Raw genomic sequence first — 16,253 nt, forward strand, 5'->3', positions numbered from 1 at the left:
CGGGTGCGGGTGTTTCTGGAGGTGGCGTTTTGAGTGTCGGCGCGTTGGGGCCTTCGGCCGAGGACGCGGGCGTTTCGGAGCCTTCTTCGTGGGAAAGTTCGACGCCGGTGCGGGGCCTGAACGTGGAAGGTGCACCGGAGCATTGGGTCCAGTTACTGCGCGACGCCGGGTTGGTCCCTCCCTCCGCGCCGACCAACACCCCTCCCGTTGCGAGGCCCACACTGCGTGCTTGGGGACGCTCTTGGCCCGCAAAGCAGGCTCCACAACACACCCCCACGCTGCGACTTCGCCCTCATCGCTCGGAGACGCCGCCCGTTGCGGGGCCCGATTTGCGCCCTTCAAACCAAGAACGGGAGGCAGAGCAGGCCCCACAACACACCCCCACGCTGGGACTTCGCCCTCATCGCTCGGAGACACCCCCCGTCGCGGGGCCCGACATGCGCCCTTCAAACCACGAACGGGACGCAGAGCAGGCCCCACAACACACCCCCGCCCTGCACCTGCACACGACCCGCTCGAAGACACCCCCCGTCGCGGGGCCCGACATGCGCCCTTCAAACCACGAACGGGACGCAGAGCAGGCCCCACAACACACCCCCGCCCTGCACCTGCACACGACCCGCTCGAAGACACCCCCCGTCGCGGGGCCCGATACACGCCATTCAAACCAAGAACGGGACGCAGAGCAGGCCCCACAACACACCCCCACGCTGCCCCTAAACACGAGCCCATCGAAAACACCCCCCGTCGCCAGGCCCGATATACCTGCTTCAAACCAAGAATGGAACGCAGAGCAGGCCCCACAACACACCCCCACGCTGCGCCAACACACTAACCCATCGAAGACACCCCCCGTTGCGGGGTCCGACATGCGCCCTTCAAACCAAGAATCGAACGCAGAGCAGGCCCCACAACACACCCATACCCCGGCACCGGCCCTCAAGGGCAATTGGCCGGACCTTGCCCCGCGGCCCATTACAAGCGCCAACGAAGCAAGTCCGGCAACCACCCCGCTAACCCAGGCAATCGCCCGCCAAGCCCGCCTCACTGACGAACACTTGGCGGTCTGACATGGAACGTGTCGCCTTCCTGATCGAGGACACCGGGGAACATCTTGGCTGCCTCCTCAACCCGGAAACGGTGGTGATGCAGCGCTCGGCCGGAGTGGAGCCCCGGAGAAGTGCGGGCGGCAAACTCAGCGGCAGCGGACTGGCCGATGACCCCCTGCTTTTTACGGGAGGCGGCCACACCGAGTTGAGGCTGGACCTGCTCTTCGACGTCGACCTCGCGCCGGCGTCGCTCCATGTGCAGGACGTGCGGCAAATGACCAGGCCCATCTGGGCGCTCGCGGAGAACAGCGCCGAGGTTCAGCGCCAGCGGAGACCGCCGTCGGTCCGGTTTGTCTGGGGCCGCGCGTGGAATGTGCCGGGAATCGTGACCGAAGTGGCGGAGCGCTTTGACCGCTTCGCCCCTGACGGTTCACCGCTGAGGTCCTGGATGCGGATGGTCTTCGTGCGCGTGGGCCAGTCTGCCGACGAGGAAGGCGGGGAGAATTACGAGCTCGCCCAGCGACTCCCTGCCGTGGATCTGACGGCCCCGCCCGTGGACACGCTGGCTGTCACGGGCGATGGCAGCACGGACAGGGACGCAGCAATGCCCGACGGCGGCGAGCTCCTTCCCGAGGTGCCGCCGGCTGAGTTGGGGCGTCTTTCGGTTGAGGCCTTCGGGACGCCCCTGCTCTGGAAGCTGCTCCTGGAGTACAACGACATTGACGACCCCGCTCACTTCAGCGGGCCGCTCGCCGTTCCGCCGGTTGGTGAAGCACCATGAGGCAGGTCCAGGGCCTTCCCGAACTCATCGTCAGCCTGGGTAGACGACGACTGACAACCGCAGAAACAGCTGCCATCGTTTCGGTCCAGGTGCTGGGTTCTTTGGCGAGGCCAGCCCAGTGCCTCATCAGTTGGCGACCCGGCCCGGGGAGGACTGCTGCGGCCAGGGGTGGCGTGGATCCGGCCCCCGGTGATGCCCTGAGGGTTGAGCTCGGCGGCCATCGGACTCCGCTCTTCGTGGGTGAGGTGACCGTGGTGGAGTACAGCTACGAGGCCAACCTCGGACAAGAAATCCGCATCCGTGCCTACGATGCCCTCCATCGTCTGAGGAAGCGCCAATTCACCAGGCTGCACGAGGACGTGGATCTCGCAGGCCTCGCACGGAAACTTTGCGAGGGCACCGGACTGGACGTCGTGGGAGGCGGGGCGAAACTCGGTCAGGTGTACCAGTGCGCCCGCACGGACCTGAGCCTCCTGGTGGAACAAAGTGCCCGGGTGGGCGCCTACCCTGTGGTGCACGACGGCGCCCTGAGGCTCACAGGACTCGACGGCGAAGGCGAACCCTTGGAGCTTAGCCTCGGGGAGTCCCTGCATTCGGCAGAGATCGAGGTCAGCCAGGAACCCGCGTACGCGTCCGCAATGATCAACGGCTGGCGTGCGGAGGATGCCACAGTCCACAAGGCCGAAACGAGCAGCAGCGACGCGAAGGCCCGCGTCACAGCTGACCCGACGTTGGCCAGTGTGGGCGCGGGCGGCGAACTCCGGCGGGACAACGAGGTACTGGAATCCACCCAGGAGGCGGACGGATTGGCGCAGTCCGAGCTGGACGTCAGGATGGCCGGCCAGGTCACGGCGGTGTTCGTGGCCGAGGGCAATCCGCGGCTTAGGGCGGGTGGGCGCGTCAGGATCAAGGGGGTGGCGCCATCCATCGAGGGAACGTACCTGATCGCGAGCGCCTCACACCGTTTGGACGGCACTGGCTACGAAACCACCCTGACCACCCGCCCGCCCAGCCCCGTCCCTGAACGACGACCGGACGTCTTTACGCTCGGGATCATCACTGACGTGGACGATCCCGAAGCCCGGGGGCGTGCCCGTGTGCAACTGCCGGCATACCCGGATCTCCAGACCGCGTGGGCTCCTGTGCTTACTGCGGCCGCCGGTTCCGGGAAGGGAATTGTCACCCCGCCAGCTCCGGGCGACCACGTCCTGGTGCTTCTTCCGGCCACGGATCCGGCCCAGGCCATCATCCTCGGCGGCCTGTACGGCAGCGAACAAACGCCCGACAACAACGTCAGCACACCACGGGAGAGCCGTTATACGTTCCGCAGTGCGGACGGCCAACAAATAGTGCTCGACGGCGGTGCGCGCACCGTGAGTTTCACGGACGGACATGGCTCGTCGGTGGAGCTGGGGCCGGACAAGCTTCGAATCACCGCTGCCACGGACCTGGTCCTGGAAGCTCCGGGTAAAGCCATGAGAATTCGCGCGAAATCAGTCGACTTTGAGGAGGCCTAAGCCATGAGGATCCTGGTCAAGGAGGCCATCCTGCGCTGTGGGCACGACGGCAAAGTGGAGAACGTACCGTCGCAGGAGTGGGTCCGCATCAAAAAGTCACCCATCCTGGTGGCGACGGATCCCCAAGACCGGGATATCAGCATGTGCCCGCATATTGGCATCAACATCAAACCATGCAATAAAACCCTGCCGGTCACCAAGGGCTACTCAACCTTCATCAGAATCGGGGGCAAAGCCATCTGCCTGGACACTGTGGAGGGCTTCACCGACGGCACACCTCCGGGCGCAGTCAAATACAACGTGCGCCGGCCCGGCCAAACGTTCGTGGGGTCGGGTTCATGAGAGAGGCACTGGCATGAGCGCCCCACGCTACACTTCGATTGCTTTCATCCATCCGGACTTCGACGCCGCGGCAGGTGTCCCGGGCCTGCGCATCACCCCGTCAGGCAGGCTGGCGACTGTGACGGACGCAGCCTCCATCCGCCAAGCCCTCCTCCTCCTGCTAAGCACCAGGCCCGGCGAGCGCGTTAACCGCCCGACGTACGGTTGCCACTTATTCCGCTTGGCGTTTGCTCCGGCCGACGACACCACGGCAGGCCTGGCTATCCACTACGTAGCCCGGGCCGTGGAGCAGTGGGAGCGGCGCATCACGGTCCTTTCCCTGGATGCGTCACGCTCGCCGGAGGATCCTGAAGTCCTCGAGGTACGGCTGAAATACCGTGTCCGCACCACCCAGCTTGAGGACGAGATCGCCATCGCCCTGCCCGTGGAATCCGGCGGTGCAGCATGAGTCTTCCCGTTCCCAACCTGGATGACCGCAGCTTCGCGGACCTTGTGGCCGGTGCCCGGGAACGCATCCAGCAAATCGCCCCTGAGTGGACGGACCTCTCCGTCCACGATCCCGGCATCACCATCGTCGAGGCCTTCGCCTACCTCACGGACACGCTCATGTACCGGCTCAACCGCGTGCCGGACAAGCTCTACGCCGTCTACTTGAATCTGCTCGGCACGTCCCTGTACCCGCCGAGCACTGCCGAAACGATGCTGGAATTCAGCCGCTCATCCGCCACAGGCACAAGCGCAGTTCAGGAAATCCGCATCCCCAGGGGTACACAGGTCAGCTGCCCGCCAGGGGTTCCGGGTTCACCCCAGCCGGTATTTACGACGACGGCGGCAGCCACTTTGGCTCCCGGCGAGACCAGCGTGCTGGTCCCCGCAGCCGACGTCACCATGTATGACGCCGTACCGATTGGTACCGGGACCGGCAGGCCGGGCCAGAGCTTCGTGATCCCGAACGCACCGATCGTCTCGGGCGCTGGGCTGGCGGTCGCCGTCGAAGTTCCGGCGGGGACGCGGCTGAGCAGTGGCGAGGCTGTCCTGGTGGACGGAAAGCCGTTCCGGTACTGCAAGGAAGTGGAGGCCTTCGCTGACGCAAGGCCGGGTGAGATGCCGGTGCGGATTGATCGAAGTGCCGGCGTCGCGATGTTCGCGTGGTGGGACGACGAGTCCAGGGGGCGGACGGAATCCGGGCAGGGCCCGTTGGTACCAGGGCCGGGCGCCGAGGTTCGCGCCTGGTACCGCAGTGGTGGCGGTTCGGGCGGCAACGTGGGAGCGGGTCAGCTCACGGTGTTGCGTTCCCCTGTTCCAGGTGCCAAGGTCACTAATCCTGAACCAGCCACCGGGGGCCGCGATGGCGAGTCCTTGGAGAACGCCCTGAGGCGCGCGCCCCAGGATTTTCAGGCCCGCGACCGCGCAGTCACTGTCCGGGACTACGAGGTCCTGGCACGTCGCCACGGCGGGGTGGGCCGGGCAAGGGCGTTCACGAGGAAGGATTTGTGGGCGTTTGCCAGGCCCGGCGAAGTGGAAATTGTGTTGGTGCCATTCGTTCCCGGCGGCAGGGCAGGGGCGGCCCAGCCATTACGCGCAGCGGACCTTGCGTCACATGCACGGGACGAAGTGCGGATTGAAGTGGAACAATATCTCCGCAGGCGGTCCACGGTTGGCGCCGAGCCTGTAGTGCGCTGGGGCCTCTACAAACAGGTGCTGGTGGATGCGCGGATCGTTGTTCGTCCCGATGAGGACGCCGAGGCCGTGAAATCCAGGATCGTGGGCCGCCTGTCTGAGGGGATCAGTCCACTGAGCCCGGATTCGTCCAGTTACGGATCCGGCTTCGGGAAGCCACTGCGTGTCTCCAATCTGTACCGTGCCATGGAGGAGGCCGAGCCTGGCGTTCAGTATGTGGACCGGGTCAGGCTGGAAGTGGACAAAGTTCCGGACAGTGATGCCGTGTCCTTGGTCCAGGCTGAAGGCCAGGACAAGACGTGGTTCGTGGCCCAAGGCGGCACCCTGTTCCGCACTACCAACGCCGCCGACGGCTGGGAAGGCTGTGCGGATTTTGGCGACGACGGCGACCAGGCGGAAGAAACCGTCCGCGCCATCGCCCCGTTCCGTTCCCCCGCACCTGGCCGGGTGGGTCCGGAGCGGCATCCGGGCATGGTGGCCGTCAGCACGGTGACCGGCACTGGTTCCCGTATTTACATCAGCGAGGACCTCGGCGAATCCTGGCGCAAAGCAGCGGAGCTGGGGTTCGTCGTCGCCGATTTGTGTTGGGTGGACCGTCAAGGCGAGCCGCTGCTGTTGCTTGCCGGCGAACGCGGACTGTACGAACTTTCCATGAGCCAAGGGGCAATCCCCGTGCAGAACGTGGTGGATACGTCCCAGCCGGATCGTGGCTTTTACGCAGTGGACGCCTTGGTGGACGTCCGCGGGCGGACAGGTGTTGTGGTGGCTGCGGAGGCCTCGGAAGGCGTCTGGCTCTCCCCCGACGCCGGTACCGCGGACAGCTTCAAGCAGGTCAAGGCCGCCGGCGAGGACATCCGCTGCATGACCATCCAGTACGACGGCGGTGCGAGCTATGTGTGGCTCGGCCGCGCAGTGCCGGAAGGGACCGGGACGGGATGCCTGCGGCTGAAGATCGATGAGCTGGGCCGTACCGATTTCGATGAGTCATTCATGAATTCGTGGGAGCAGTTCAGCACTGGCTGGACCGGGGGAAGTTGCTGGGGTGTCCACGTGATGGGCGACGCTGCCTATGCCGCTACCCAGAGCGGCGGGGTGTTGCGACTGCAATTGGGCCAGTCGTCGGCGCAGTGGAGCGTGCCGGACGTCAACTGCAATCTGCCGTTGAGGGACCGCACCCGCTTCGAGCCGGTCAAATCCGTGTCCGGGGCAATCCTTGACGGCGAACCCTTGGTCCTCGCCGCCGGTCCCAAAGGCGTGTACCGCAGCACTGACAACGCCGTGAAATGGGAGAGCTGCACACGGCGCGTGGTGGACGACGTCGTGACGCTGCCCGACACCTGGCTGTTCTGCTCGGGTGACCACAGGATCGAGGTGGTCCATGGCAATGGCTGAGCCCATGCGGCCATCCGGGTCCAAGCTGCTGAAGGTCCTGCCGGAAGTTTTCCAGGTGGCCGCCGATACCAGCTCTCCCCTGCAGGCCCTGCTTGCCGTGGCCGAGGACATGCATGAGCCCGTCCGGCAGGTCCTGGACCGCATCCATACCGTTCCCGATCCCGGCCGCGCGCCGTCGTCGTTGATTCCTTTTCTCTCGCGCTGGGTAGATCTGGACTGGCTGACGCTGCCCGGTCCGGAGGCCGGCGCTGGATCCGGGAGCATCCCGGCGACCAGCGCAATTCCCATATCGCGGCAACGGGACCTCATCGCAGCTGCGGCGCAGCTCTCTGCTCGCCGCGGCACTGTGGACGGGCTCACCCGCTTCCTGCACCTGGCCACCGGGGTGCCCGGGTTCGACGTCGAATCCGTGCCCGGCGCCTTCCATATCAGGGTGCTGGTGCCTGCGGAAGCGGGTGGGCAGCTGGAGTTGATCCGCAGAATCGTCAAAGGTATGAAGCCCGCGCACGTGACGGATGAGGTTCAGGTGCGGGGGATGAACGGTGACCACGCATGAATAAGGAGAACCGCACGCCGATTCTTGTGGTGGTCGCTTGTGGAGTAATCGCGCTGTTGGTGCTGGTGTTCGGCGTCAGCTGCGGTGGCGGAAACAACGATGCTGCACGGGACTGGCAGGGCGGATTCTCCGACGCGGCCGCGGGCGCGCAACTCACCTCAGCAGACCTGTCTGCCCAAGGCGGTTCATGTTCGGCGTCCGATACCCAGCTGGTGGTAACGGGTGCGTGCGTGTTCGATGTGAAGGAATTCGGTGGAGGCCTGTTCTATTTCGGACCTCCCACCAAGCGGGCGAGACTCGCCCCGCAGCAGGCGGTCACCGTCTCGCTGTTGGTGCAGGGGACGCGCGCTGAGCAGAATTCAGGCCCAGGGAAAACCGTGGACCTGACCTTCGGGACCTCGGGCGGACAGCTGGGAATCGTCTGTCCCCTGGGGACTTGTGTGTTGCTGATCCAGAAAGCCGGAGGCTGAGATGAGCTGCTGTGCGCCGAAACTACAAACCGCGATCCCAGGAGTTGTTGTGCCATGACTGCCATCACCATGACGTTGAGCTCCCCGGATGTCGTCCTTAAGGATGGGAAGGGTTCGCTGACAGCGTCCGTCACCAATGGCTCCACCACTTCCGAGCGCGTAGTGCTCGGCGCCTTCCCCGGGCAGGTGACCAATCCGCCGTCGAAAACGTACACCACCATCCCCAACCCGTTGCGGACCATCGCCGCCGGGGCCACCGAACAGTACGTGGTCAATTTCGACACCGCGGGGGCATCCGAGGGGAGCTACCCGGTGAAGCTGATCGCCTACTCCGCCGACGACGCACCCGAGGACTACGCGGACCAGGCGCATGTGGTCACCTTGACGGTTCCGGCGGCCGAGAAGCCGAAGCCGACGCCGGGATTCCCCTGGTTGTGGGTGATCATCGGGGGTGTGGTGCTGCTGGCCGTTATCGGCGTGATCCTGTACTTCATGTTCAAGGACGCCAACGTTCCGGACGTAAAAGCCAAGCCGCAAGCTGAGGCGGTCCAGATCGTGACGGACGCCGGCTTCAAAGCAGCCACGAGCGAGATCGAAAGCGCCTCGCCCGAAGGTACGGTAGTCAACCAGAGTCCCGCCGGCGGCGAGAAAGTGGGCCGCGGCAGCACGGTCAACCTGGAAATTGCGGTGCCCGTGAAGGCCACCGTGCCCAGTGTCCTCGGATCACGGATCGAAACAGCCCGCAACGCCTTCCAGGCAGCACAACTGCAATTGGACTTCACCCAGGGTTCCGCCTGCCAAAGCTCGCCTCCCCTCTCCCTGACGCGGTGCGTAGTGGTGGGCGTCAATCCCGACGTCGGCACTAAAGTCAACGTCAACGCACTCATTTTGGTGCGGACTGAGTTGAGGTCCAGCATCATCCTTGATCCAGTAAACATTTGTCTCAGCAACCCCCAACTTTGCGAGGTGCGGCTGAACCCGTGACTATTTCGGGACGGGTTTGCCTTGCCGGGGAGCTGACATGAAAAGATCAACCATGCGTCCGATGCAGCACTCCAGCAAACTCCAGAATGTCCGCTACGAACTCCGTGGTCCCATCCTCCAGGCCGCCAAGGCCATGGAAGCCGAGGGACACCGCATCCTCAAGATGAACCTTGGGGACACGGCACCGTTCGGGTTGGAGGCGCCGGAGTCAGTGGTGGTGGACATGATCCACCACATCCGCGGGGCCCAGGGCTACAGCGATTCCAAGGGCATCTTCTCCGCCCGGACCGCGATCTCGCAGTACTACCAGACGCGCGGACTGATGACGATCGGCGTCGAGGATGTCTTCATCGGCAACGGCGTCAGCGAACTCATTTCCATGACCTTGCAGGCGTTCATGGAAAACGGTGACGAGATCCTCATCCCGGCACCCGACTACCCGCTCTGGACCGCGGCCGTGACACTCACGGGCGGCAAAGCCGTGCACTACCTCTGCGATGAGGACGAGAACTGGTGGCCGGACATGGCCGACGTCGAATCAAAGATCACTCCGCGCACACGGGGCATCGTGATCATCAACCCGAACAATCCCACAGGGGCCGTGTACCCCAGGCACATCCTTGAGCAATTCGCGGCGCTCGCAAGGAAGCATGATCTCGTCCTGTTTTCCGATGAGATCTACGAGAAGATCCGCTACGTCGACGCCCCGCACATTCATACCGCCGCGGTGGCAGACGACATCCCGGTTCTGACGTTCAGCGGACTTTCCAAGGCCTACCGCATGCCCGGCTACCGTGCGGGTTGGGTTGCCGTAACGGGACCATTGACCGCAACGGCTGCCTATCGCGAATCCCTGGAATTGCTCGCCTCGCTGAGGTTGTGCTCCAACGTTCCCGCCCAGCACGCCATCCAAACCTGCCTGGGCGGATACCAAAGCATCGAGGCACTCATTCGTCCCGGCGGCCGCCTGCGTGAGCAACGGGACCTGGCGTGGAAGTTGCTGACCGCGATCCCGGGCGTTTCGTGCGTCCCCGCCGCGGGCGCAATGTACCTGTTCCCCCGGCTGGACCCTGAGATCTACCCCATTGAGAGCGACGAGAAGTTCGTCCTTCAACTCCTGCAGGAACAGAAGATCCTCGTCTCGCACGGAACGGCCTTCAACTGGCCCACCCCGGACCACTTCCGCTTCGTGATCCTGCCGACCGTGGAGGACATCGAGGAAGCCGTGCGCAGGATCGAGCACTTCCTGGCGGCGTACCGGAACCGCCCGGCAGATTAACCCAACTAGGTCGCATTTGTGCGCGTTTTGACGGCTTGTGATGTCTCAGGACTTCGTAGACACTTCATGTCTCATGACACTGTGGACACTTCATGTCTCAGGACTTCGTGGACACTTCGTGGTTGAGCGGTTTCCGGCGGTCTTTTAGTGGCGGGTATTTGGTTCGTTTGCTTCGTGTGCCTCGAGGGTCAGCAGCGACTCCTGAGGGTTTGCCGTTGCCGACGTAGAGCGTGCCTTTGACGGGGATGGGGTGCGTGATGATCTCGGTGCCGTGGGCATCGAAGAACATCACCGTGGTGCTGTCGTAGATGATGTGCACGGCGGTGCCGGCTAGTTCCTTGCCCATGTTGAAGGCCGTCCCGAACACGGTGACACGGCCGCCCTTGGTGACGCGGCGTTGTTCGCTTTGACGTTGCTCATGGATGGTCACCGCAGGCTCGGGCAGGGCGGGAGCAGGAGTCTTCGGGGTCGCGTGCCAGGCTTCCTCCGGGGTCTGTTTCCCTGGCAGTGCCTGGTGTTCGCGTTCGGTGTTGTAGTACTGGTCGAAGGTGTCGATCTGGGCTTGCAGGATGGCCATGGTCGTGGCCGGTGGCTGCTTACGCAGGTAGCGGTGCAGGGTGAAGTGGAAGCGTTCGTTCTTGCCTTGGGTGGTCGGCTTCCCAGGTTTGCCGGTGATGGGTTCGACCCCATGGGATTTGAGGTATTCCACGAGCGCTCCGGTGCGTCCGCGGCGGGTTGGATTCAGCGCTGCACCGTTGTCGGAGAGGAATTTCTCCGGCACGCCGTGACGTTCGATGGCCAGGGACACGACGGCGATGGCGGCCTCGCTCGTTTCCCCGGTCGCGACCAGAGATGCCAAGGCCAAGCGGGAGTGGTCATCGATGAGTTGAAAGATCGCCACCTTCTTCCCGTTCGCGAGCGGCCACTCGGTTGCGTCGATCTGCCAGCATGCGTTCGGCTGCGGGTAGACGAACCGTTTCTGAGCGTTGTGTGGCTTCTTCCGCGGCTCGGGGATGACGACACCGGCGCGGCTGAAGATCCTGGCCACGGTCGCTCTGGATGGTGGCGCGAAGCCTTTGCGGGACAGGGTCGCGATCACCGACAAAGGGCCGTGATCGTAGCCTCCTTTTTCCAACGCTGCCCGTGTGGCCAAGAGGAGTTCGATCATCGCCGGGGCCGTCGCCGTGGGGCTCGTGAACGGAACTGGCCGCTTCGTTGCCAAGGCCTCCACCGGGCCCGCAATTTCGGCTTCTGCCCGGACTTTGTAAAACCAAGCCCGTGAGACCCCGTGCTTCTTGCAGAACTTGCTGACTTCACCCCGAGGGGCATCAGTCGGCCACAACGCGACTGCTTGACGGACGCTCAACTTCGGTGCGGGTTTGCTCATGAAACCGAGCAAACCCGCACCGAGTGTCTACGAAGTCCTGAGACACACTGTCCACGAAGTCATGAGACATAAGTGTCCATTAAGTCTTGAGACTTCACACGCGTTATGGGGGCTCAAAACGCGCACAAATGCGACCCAGTTGGGGTGCCAGGCAGTTAGCGCGCCGGGTCGATCATCGTCATCCCGGCCACGGTCGATGTATCGAAGGTCGGCAACAGGACCGCTGCTTCTTCCAGCCCGATAGTGCGTTCGATCAGCAGCTGCGGCCGGAGCGCACCCTGTTCAATGAGGGCCATCATTCCGGGATAGTCCACCGCGGCCATGCCGTGGCTGCCCAGGACATCCAGTTCCCAGCCGATCACGCGGGCCATCGGCACCTGCGGGTTGCCGTCAATGGAGGGCAACAGGCCGATCTGGACGTGCCGGCCCCGCCTGCGAAGGCTGAGGATTGCGTCTGCGCAGGTTTGTTCACTTCCGACGGCGTCTACCGCCACGTGGCTGCCTCCGTCGGAGAGGACGTTGACCGCGGCGGGGATATCCGCACCGTCAGCAAGCACGGTGTGGTCTGCACCCAAACGTGCAGCCACGGCCAAGGCCTCCGGGTTCCGATCCACGGCAATGACCTTGGCTCCCATGGCCTTGGCAATCATCACAGCGCTGAGGCCCACGCCTCCCGCGCCCACAACTGTCACCCATTCGCCGGCCTTCACCTGGGCACGGGCTGCCAGGGCACGATATGCCGTGGCGAAGCGGCAGCCGAGGCTTGCCGCCGTCGTAAATTCAACGCTTTCCGGTATGGCAACCAGGTTGCTGTCGGCAGCGTGCAGGGCCACGTATTCGGCGAACGATCCCCAGTGGGTGAAGCCGGGCTGCTCCTGGTCGGGGCACACCTGCGCGTCACCATCACGGCACCATTCGCACTTACCGCACCCGCAAACGAAGGGGACGGTGACGCGGTCGCCGACCTTCCAGCGCTGGACGTCTTCCCCGACGGAGTCGATGACACCGGCGAGCTCGTGGCCTGGAACGTGGGGCACCGCTATGTCATCGTGGCCGGCCCAGGCGTGCCAGTCGCTGCGGCACATGCCGGTGGCCAAAACCTTCACCACCACACCTCGAGCGGGAGCCTCGGGTTTGGTGACCTCCCGAACGTCGGGCTGGGTCCGGACCTCATCAAAAACTACTGCGCGCATCGACCGACTCTAACAATTAGCCGCCCCTGTCACACTTCCGCCGCCCCTTACGACATCCCTGATGTAAGGCACCACCACGGAAGGGAAACAGTATGACCCGCATCAATATCGGCCACAGCAACAAACTCGGCTACGCCGCTGTCATCGGGCTGGAGGGCTACGCCCGGAAGTCGGTTGATCCCGACTTGTACGAACTCATCAAGCTCCGCGCCTCCATCCTTAATGGCTGCGGTTTCTGCGTGGACATGCATTCCACTGACGGTCGGAAGCGCGGGATTCCTGCCCGCAAGTTGCATGCCGTGGCGGCGTGGCAGCATTCGAAGGTGTTCTTCGATGCCCGCGAGCGGGCGGTGCTGGCCTTGACCGACGCCGTCACGCAGCTCGGTCCGGATACCGTCACCGACGAGATCTGGAATGCGGCCGCCACCCATTTCGACGACAGCCAGATGGGCGGTTTGATCCTGGCCATCTCCACGATCAATGTGTGGAACAGGATTGCCGTGAGCACGCAAATGGAGCCACCGGTAGACGAGAAGAACCCGATCGTCTGAGGGGTAGCGTGGAGGGCATGAGTCTTGCGGTATCGGCCACGGCCGCGTGGCAGAGCGAACGGAATCGTTTGCTGGGAATCGCCTACCGGATGTTGGGAGATTTCGGCCATGCGGAGGACGTCGTCTCCGAGGTTGCCATCGACGCCGTTCGGCAGGAACGCAAGGCCGATGGCCACCGCGTGGAATCCTGGCCCGCGTGGTTGACCACAGTGTGCGTGCGGCGCTCGGTTGACCGGGTCCGCCAACTCGCTGCTGCGCGCGAGGACTACACCGGGCCTTGGTTGCCGGAGCCGGTGGACACTTCCAGGCTTCCGGAGGAAACCGTGGCCAACCGCGAGCTCCTGTCCTTGACCTAGCTTCACCTGGCCGAGCAGCTGGCGCCGGAGGCGAGGGCTGCTCTGGTGCTCCACCGCGCTTTTGGGATGTCCGCGCCGGAAATCGCGGACATCCTGGAAAAGACTCCCACTGCCGTCCGCCAAATGATCTCCAGGGCCGAGCGCCGCTTGGACATCGACCCGGACGCTCCCGCTCCCAGGACCAAGGATCGCGCAGCCTTAGAGAAGCTGGTACGCGCCATCGAGCAGGGTGACATTGACACGGTAGTGGCGATGCTCGACCAGGATGCAGTGCTATGGGCCGACGGCGGCGGCAAGGTCAAGAGCGCAATGAACCCGGTGTTCGGGGCAGAGCGGATCGGGCGGTTCTTCGCGGGCATCCTCGGCAAAGCAGTGGTTTTCGATCCCGTACAGCCCGTCACTGCCGTGCTCATCGCTGTGAACGGTGAACCAGCGCTGGTACTCCGGCACTCGGGCCGCGCCGACGTCCTGGTGCTCGACGGCGGCCCTGACGGCACCATCCGCGGGTTGCGGCAGATCTCGAATCCGGACAAGCTGACGCGGGTTTCGCTGTGAGTTGGCTCGAAGTGGCAGGATTCCCGCGAAGTCACCGGACTGGTGGCAAGGCTAGTCCCCCGCCGAACCGCTCACACGCAGGGCGTTGATGATGGCCGGAATCGAGGCAATCAGCATGATCAATGCCCACACCAGCGCCACCACCACAGTGATCAGCGCCCAGAACTGATCTCCAATGGACACCAGGGGACCCGGCAGGAACTCGTGGATCAGCCCCAGGATCATCTGAAGCAGCACGGACACCACCAGCAGCACCACGAGTCCCGTGACTTTGAGGAACTTTGGCTGGCTGAGAATCAGCAACACTGCGAACACGATTTTCAGGACCAGCAATAGTCCCAGAATCGCCGCTGCCTGCCCGGTAGGAAAGCTCCCCCACAGGGCAAGGTAGGCAATGGTTCCAAACGGGGTAGCCACGAACAACCCGATCATCAGGAACAGCTTCGCCAAAGCCAACATTGCGGTGAGGAACGCCGCGATAACCCAAAGCAGCGTCACGATGAACGTCGTGAGCCCCTGGATCCGGCCATAGGTTCGAAGATCGATGATCAGGCTAAGCCCCAGCATCACCACTGTGAACAGCAGCAAGCCATCCAGGAATGCGAGGAATCCAATGCCCGCGCCTGGCGGTTCGGCATCGGCCCGCTGCGTCTTGCGGAAGACATCCAGTGGAACGCCCAGGTTGTTGGCGTCGCTTGCCGAGACGGGGTCGACGGCGGTCTGCCCCAGCAGGAGCGACATCCCCACCTCGGCCAGGACTACCAGGGCAAAGACAACAACGGCGGCAATGAAGAAGGGGCGGCGCAGGGCATCAGGGTCAGGCCCGCTGCGGAACCCCTCACGAATTGACCACGCTGCGGCCATGGCTCAATTGTGGCACCGGGGGTTTCAAATACAAGCGCCCCACCAACAATGCCGCAACACCCAGCACGGCGGGCACCAGCAAGGCCCAGCCGCTGAACAGCAGGACAACCAGCATTACGACGGCGGCCACGATCACGCCGTACCAGGCTGCGGTTCCACGGGGCAACAGGAGCACGCCTGCAGCCAGCCCGAACGCGGTGACGGCCGTGAAGCACGCCGACGCGGCGCCGATCTGGAACTCCATGCTGAGGAGCCCCACAGCGGCCAGGGCAAAGGAAAACGACGTCATAACAGCCAGCGCGCCGAGGCTCACAGAGGGCACCTCGCCGGCAGCCACGCCACGCGCCAAAGGCCGCGGCAGCACGCCGTCGGACGCCAACCTGGCGCCCAGCTTGCTGGCCCCGGCGACGAAAGTATTCAGCGGTCCGAACGTCAACACGGCTGCGGCCACAGCCGTCACGGGAGCCGCCGCCGGTCCCAGTCCTTTCGCCAGCAGTTCGGCCACCGGCACGCTGCTGCCAGCGAGGCCTGGACCGAGGACGGCGACACAGGCTGCCACCAAACCGATGTAGACAACACCCACGACGACGAGCGTTAGCCAGGTGGCCCGCTTCAAGTCGCGCTCGGGGTTGCGGAATTCGCCGGCCAGATGCGTCACGGCTTCCCACCCGGCGAAGCAGAAGAACAGCAGGCTCGCTGCGCCGCCCACGGCCCAGTAGCCGTTCGGGGCGAAGGGAACGAAGTTCTCTGCCTTGGCGTAGGGCGCGGCCACGGCGACGGCGAGCGCAAGCAACGCCACGAGCAAGACCATGAGGAAGAGTTGCAGTTTGCTGGAGACCCGGATCCCCACCGCGTTGCTCAGGAAACCTGCCGCCAGGATGAAGCCGGCCGCGATCAGGGCCGTCTCCCGCCCGCCGCCCATGGCATGCGCGATGTATTCCCCGCCGATCACCGCGGTGGCGGGCGCCCCGAACGGGATGGCGAAGTAGAAGAGGTAGCCGGCCACAACTGAGGCCCGCTGCCCGAAAGCGCGGGTCACGAACGTGGCGATCCCACCGGCGTCGGGCTGTTGCCTGGACATTTCCGCGAAGCTGAACGCCACCGGTGTGCAGAACACCAGCAGCAACGCCCACGCCAATAACGACGCCGGTCCTGCAACCTGGGCGGCGATAGCTGGCAGAACCAGCACACCGGACCCCAGAATGGCACCTACATAGATCCCCGTCGCCCTGAACAAGCCAAGGCCTGGATTACCCGAATTACTGACAGCTCTACTCACCTCTCTACTGAACAGCGT

General features: G+C 64.3%; 17 protein-coding genes. 13 read left to right on the forward strand and 4 right to left on the reverse strand.

Annotated features, from left to right (window positions below; translation table 11 throughout):
• Positions 1 to 869 precede the first annotated feature (869 nt).
• Genes AC6I99_RS19145 through AC6I99_RS19190 form a run of 10 tightly spaced genes read left to right on the forward strand, consistent with a single transcriptional unit; the run spans position 870 to position 10,050 of the window.
• Positions 870 to 1,070, forward strand: a complete 201-nt coding sequence (locus tag AC6I99_RS19145; protein WP_497961515.1) for a hypothetical protein — start codon at positions 870 to 872, stop codon at positions 1,068 to 1,070.
• Between the two features lies 1 nt (position 1,071).
• Complete coding sequence (locus AC6I99_RS19150; protein ID WP_224089204.1) at positions 1,072 to 1,830, forward strand: CIS tube protein; 759 nt, start codon at positions 1,072 to 1,074, stop codon at positions 1,828 to 1,830.
• Positions 1,827 to 3,347, forward strand: a complete 1,521-nt coding sequence (locus tag AC6I99_RS19155; protein ID WP_497961517.1) for a phage baseplate assembly protein V — start codon at positions 1,827 to 1,829, stop codon at positions 3,345 to 3,347. The genes AC6I99_RS19150 and AC6I99_RS19155 overlap by 4 nt, the downstream gene beginning before the upstream one ends.
• Before the next feature lie 3 nt (positions 3,348 to 3,350).
• Positions 3,351 to 3,689, forward strand: coding sequence for a hypothetical protein (locus AC6I99_RS19160; RefSeq protein ID WP_224165488.1), 339 nt, complete (start codon positions 3,351 to 3,353; stop codon positions 3,687 to 3,689).
• A 13-nt stretch (positions 3,690 to 3,702) separates the two neighbouring features.
• Positions 3,703 to 4,137: a GPW/gp25 family protein gene (locus tag AC6I99_RS19165; RefSeq protein WP_224089213.1), complete on the forward strand. Its 435-nt coding sequence runs from the start codon at positions 3,703 to 3,705 to the stop codon at positions 4,135 to 4,137.
• A complete protein-coding gene (locus AC6I99_RS19170; RefSeq protein WP_497961519.1) occupies positions 4,134 to 6,761 on the forward strand; it encodes a baseplate J/gp47 family protein in 2,628 nt (875 codons plus the stop codon). The genes AC6I99_RS19165 and AC6I99_RS19170 overlap by 4 nt, the downstream gene beginning before the upstream one ends.
• Entirely contained in the window at positions 6,754 to 7,317 is a 564-nt protein-coding gene (locus tag AC6I99_RS19175) for a hypothetical protein (protein ID WP_497944296.1), read from the forward strand. The genes AC6I99_RS19170 and AC6I99_RS19175 overlap by 8 nt, the downstream gene beginning before the upstream one ends.
• Positions 7,314 to 7,787, forward strand: coding sequence for a hypothetical protein (locus AC6I99_RS19180; protein ID WP_497961521.1), 474 nt, complete (start codon positions 7,314 to 7,316; stop codon positions 7,785 to 7,787). The genes AC6I99_RS19175 and AC6I99_RS19180 overlap by 4 nt, the downstream gene beginning before the upstream one ends.
• Before the next feature lie 54 nt (positions 7,788 to 7,841).
• Positions 7,842 to 8,771, forward strand: a complete 930-nt coding sequence (locus AC6I99_RS19185) for a PASTA domain-containing protein (RefSeq protein ID WP_497961523.1) — start codon at positions 7,842 to 7,844, stop codon at positions 8,769 to 8,771.
• A 52-nt stretch (positions 8,772 to 8,823) separates the two neighbouring features.
• Positions 8,824 to 10,050 (forward strand): pyridoxal phosphate-dependent aminotransferase, encoded by a 1,227-nt coding sequence (locus AC6I99_RS19190; RefSeq protein WP_497961999.1) that lies wholly within the window; start codon positions 8,824 to 8,826, stop codon positions 10,048 to 10,050.
• 97 nt (positions 10,051 to 10,147) lie between these two features.
• Here AC6I99_RS19190 and AC6I99_RS19195 read toward each other — a convergent pair whose 3' ends face one another.
• Positions 10,148 to 11,437, reverse strand: a complete 1,290-nt coding sequence (locus AC6I99_RS19195) for a DDE-type integrase/transposase/recombinase (protein WP_497943955.1) — start codon at positions 11,435 to 11,437, stop codon at positions 10,148 to 10,150.
• 155 nt (positions 11,438 to 11,592) lie between these two features.
• The gene (locus AC6I99_RS19200; protein WP_497961525.1) at positions 11,593 to 12,630 is read right to left on the reverse strand and encodes a zinc-dependent alcohol dehydrogenase family protein; all 1,038 of its coding nucleotides are present in this window, start codon (positions 12,628 to 12,630) and stop codon (positions 11,593 to 11,595) included.
• Positions 12,631 to 12,722: 92 nt separating this feature from the next.
• Between AC6I99_RS19200 and AC6I99_RS19205 the strand changes: the two genes are divergently transcribed.
• Genes AC6I99_RS19205 through AC6I99_RS19215 form a run of 3 tightly spaced genes read left to right on the forward strand, consistent with a single transcriptional unit; the run spans position 12,723 to position 14,092 of the window.
• Entirely contained in the window at positions 12,723 to 13,181 is a 459-nt protein-coding gene (locus tag AC6I99_RS19205; protein ID WP_497961527.1) for a carboxymuconolactone decarboxylase family protein, read from the forward strand.
• 17 nt (positions 13,182 to 13,198) lie between these two features.
• Positions 13,199 to 13,537: a sigma factor gene (locus AC6I99_RS19210; protein ID WP_497961529.1), complete on the forward strand. Its 339-nt coding sequence runs from the start codon at positions 13,199 to 13,201 to the stop codon at positions 13,535 to 13,537.
• An 18-nt stretch (positions 13,538 to 13,555) separates the two neighbouring features.
• Positions 13,556 to 14,092, forward strand: coding sequence for a sigma factor-like helix-turn-helix DNA-binding protein (locus AC6I99_RS19215; RefSeq protein ID WP_497962001.1), 537 nt, complete (start codon positions 13,556 to 13,558; stop codon positions 14,090 to 14,092).
• Between the two features lie 51 nt (positions 14,093 to 14,143).
• Here the strand turns inward: AC6I99_RS19215 and AC6I99_RS19220 are convergent, their stop codons facing one another.
• Positions 14,144 to 14,956, reverse strand: coding sequence for a hypothetical protein (locus tag AC6I99_RS19220; protein WP_497961531.1), 813 nt, complete (start codon positions 14,954 to 14,956; stop codon positions 14,144 to 14,146).
• Positions 14,931 to 16,235, reverse strand: coding sequence for an APC family permease (locus AC6I99_RS19225; RefSeq protein WP_224165497.1), 1,305 nt, complete (start codon positions 16,233 to 16,235; stop codon positions 14,931 to 14,933). Before AC6I99_RS19225 ends, AC6I99_RS19220 begins: the two co-directional genes overlap by 26 nt.
• Positions 16,236 to 16,253: the final 18 nt, after the last annotated feature.

Source organism: Arthrobacter sp. TmtSoilC77 (assembly GCF_059739415.1).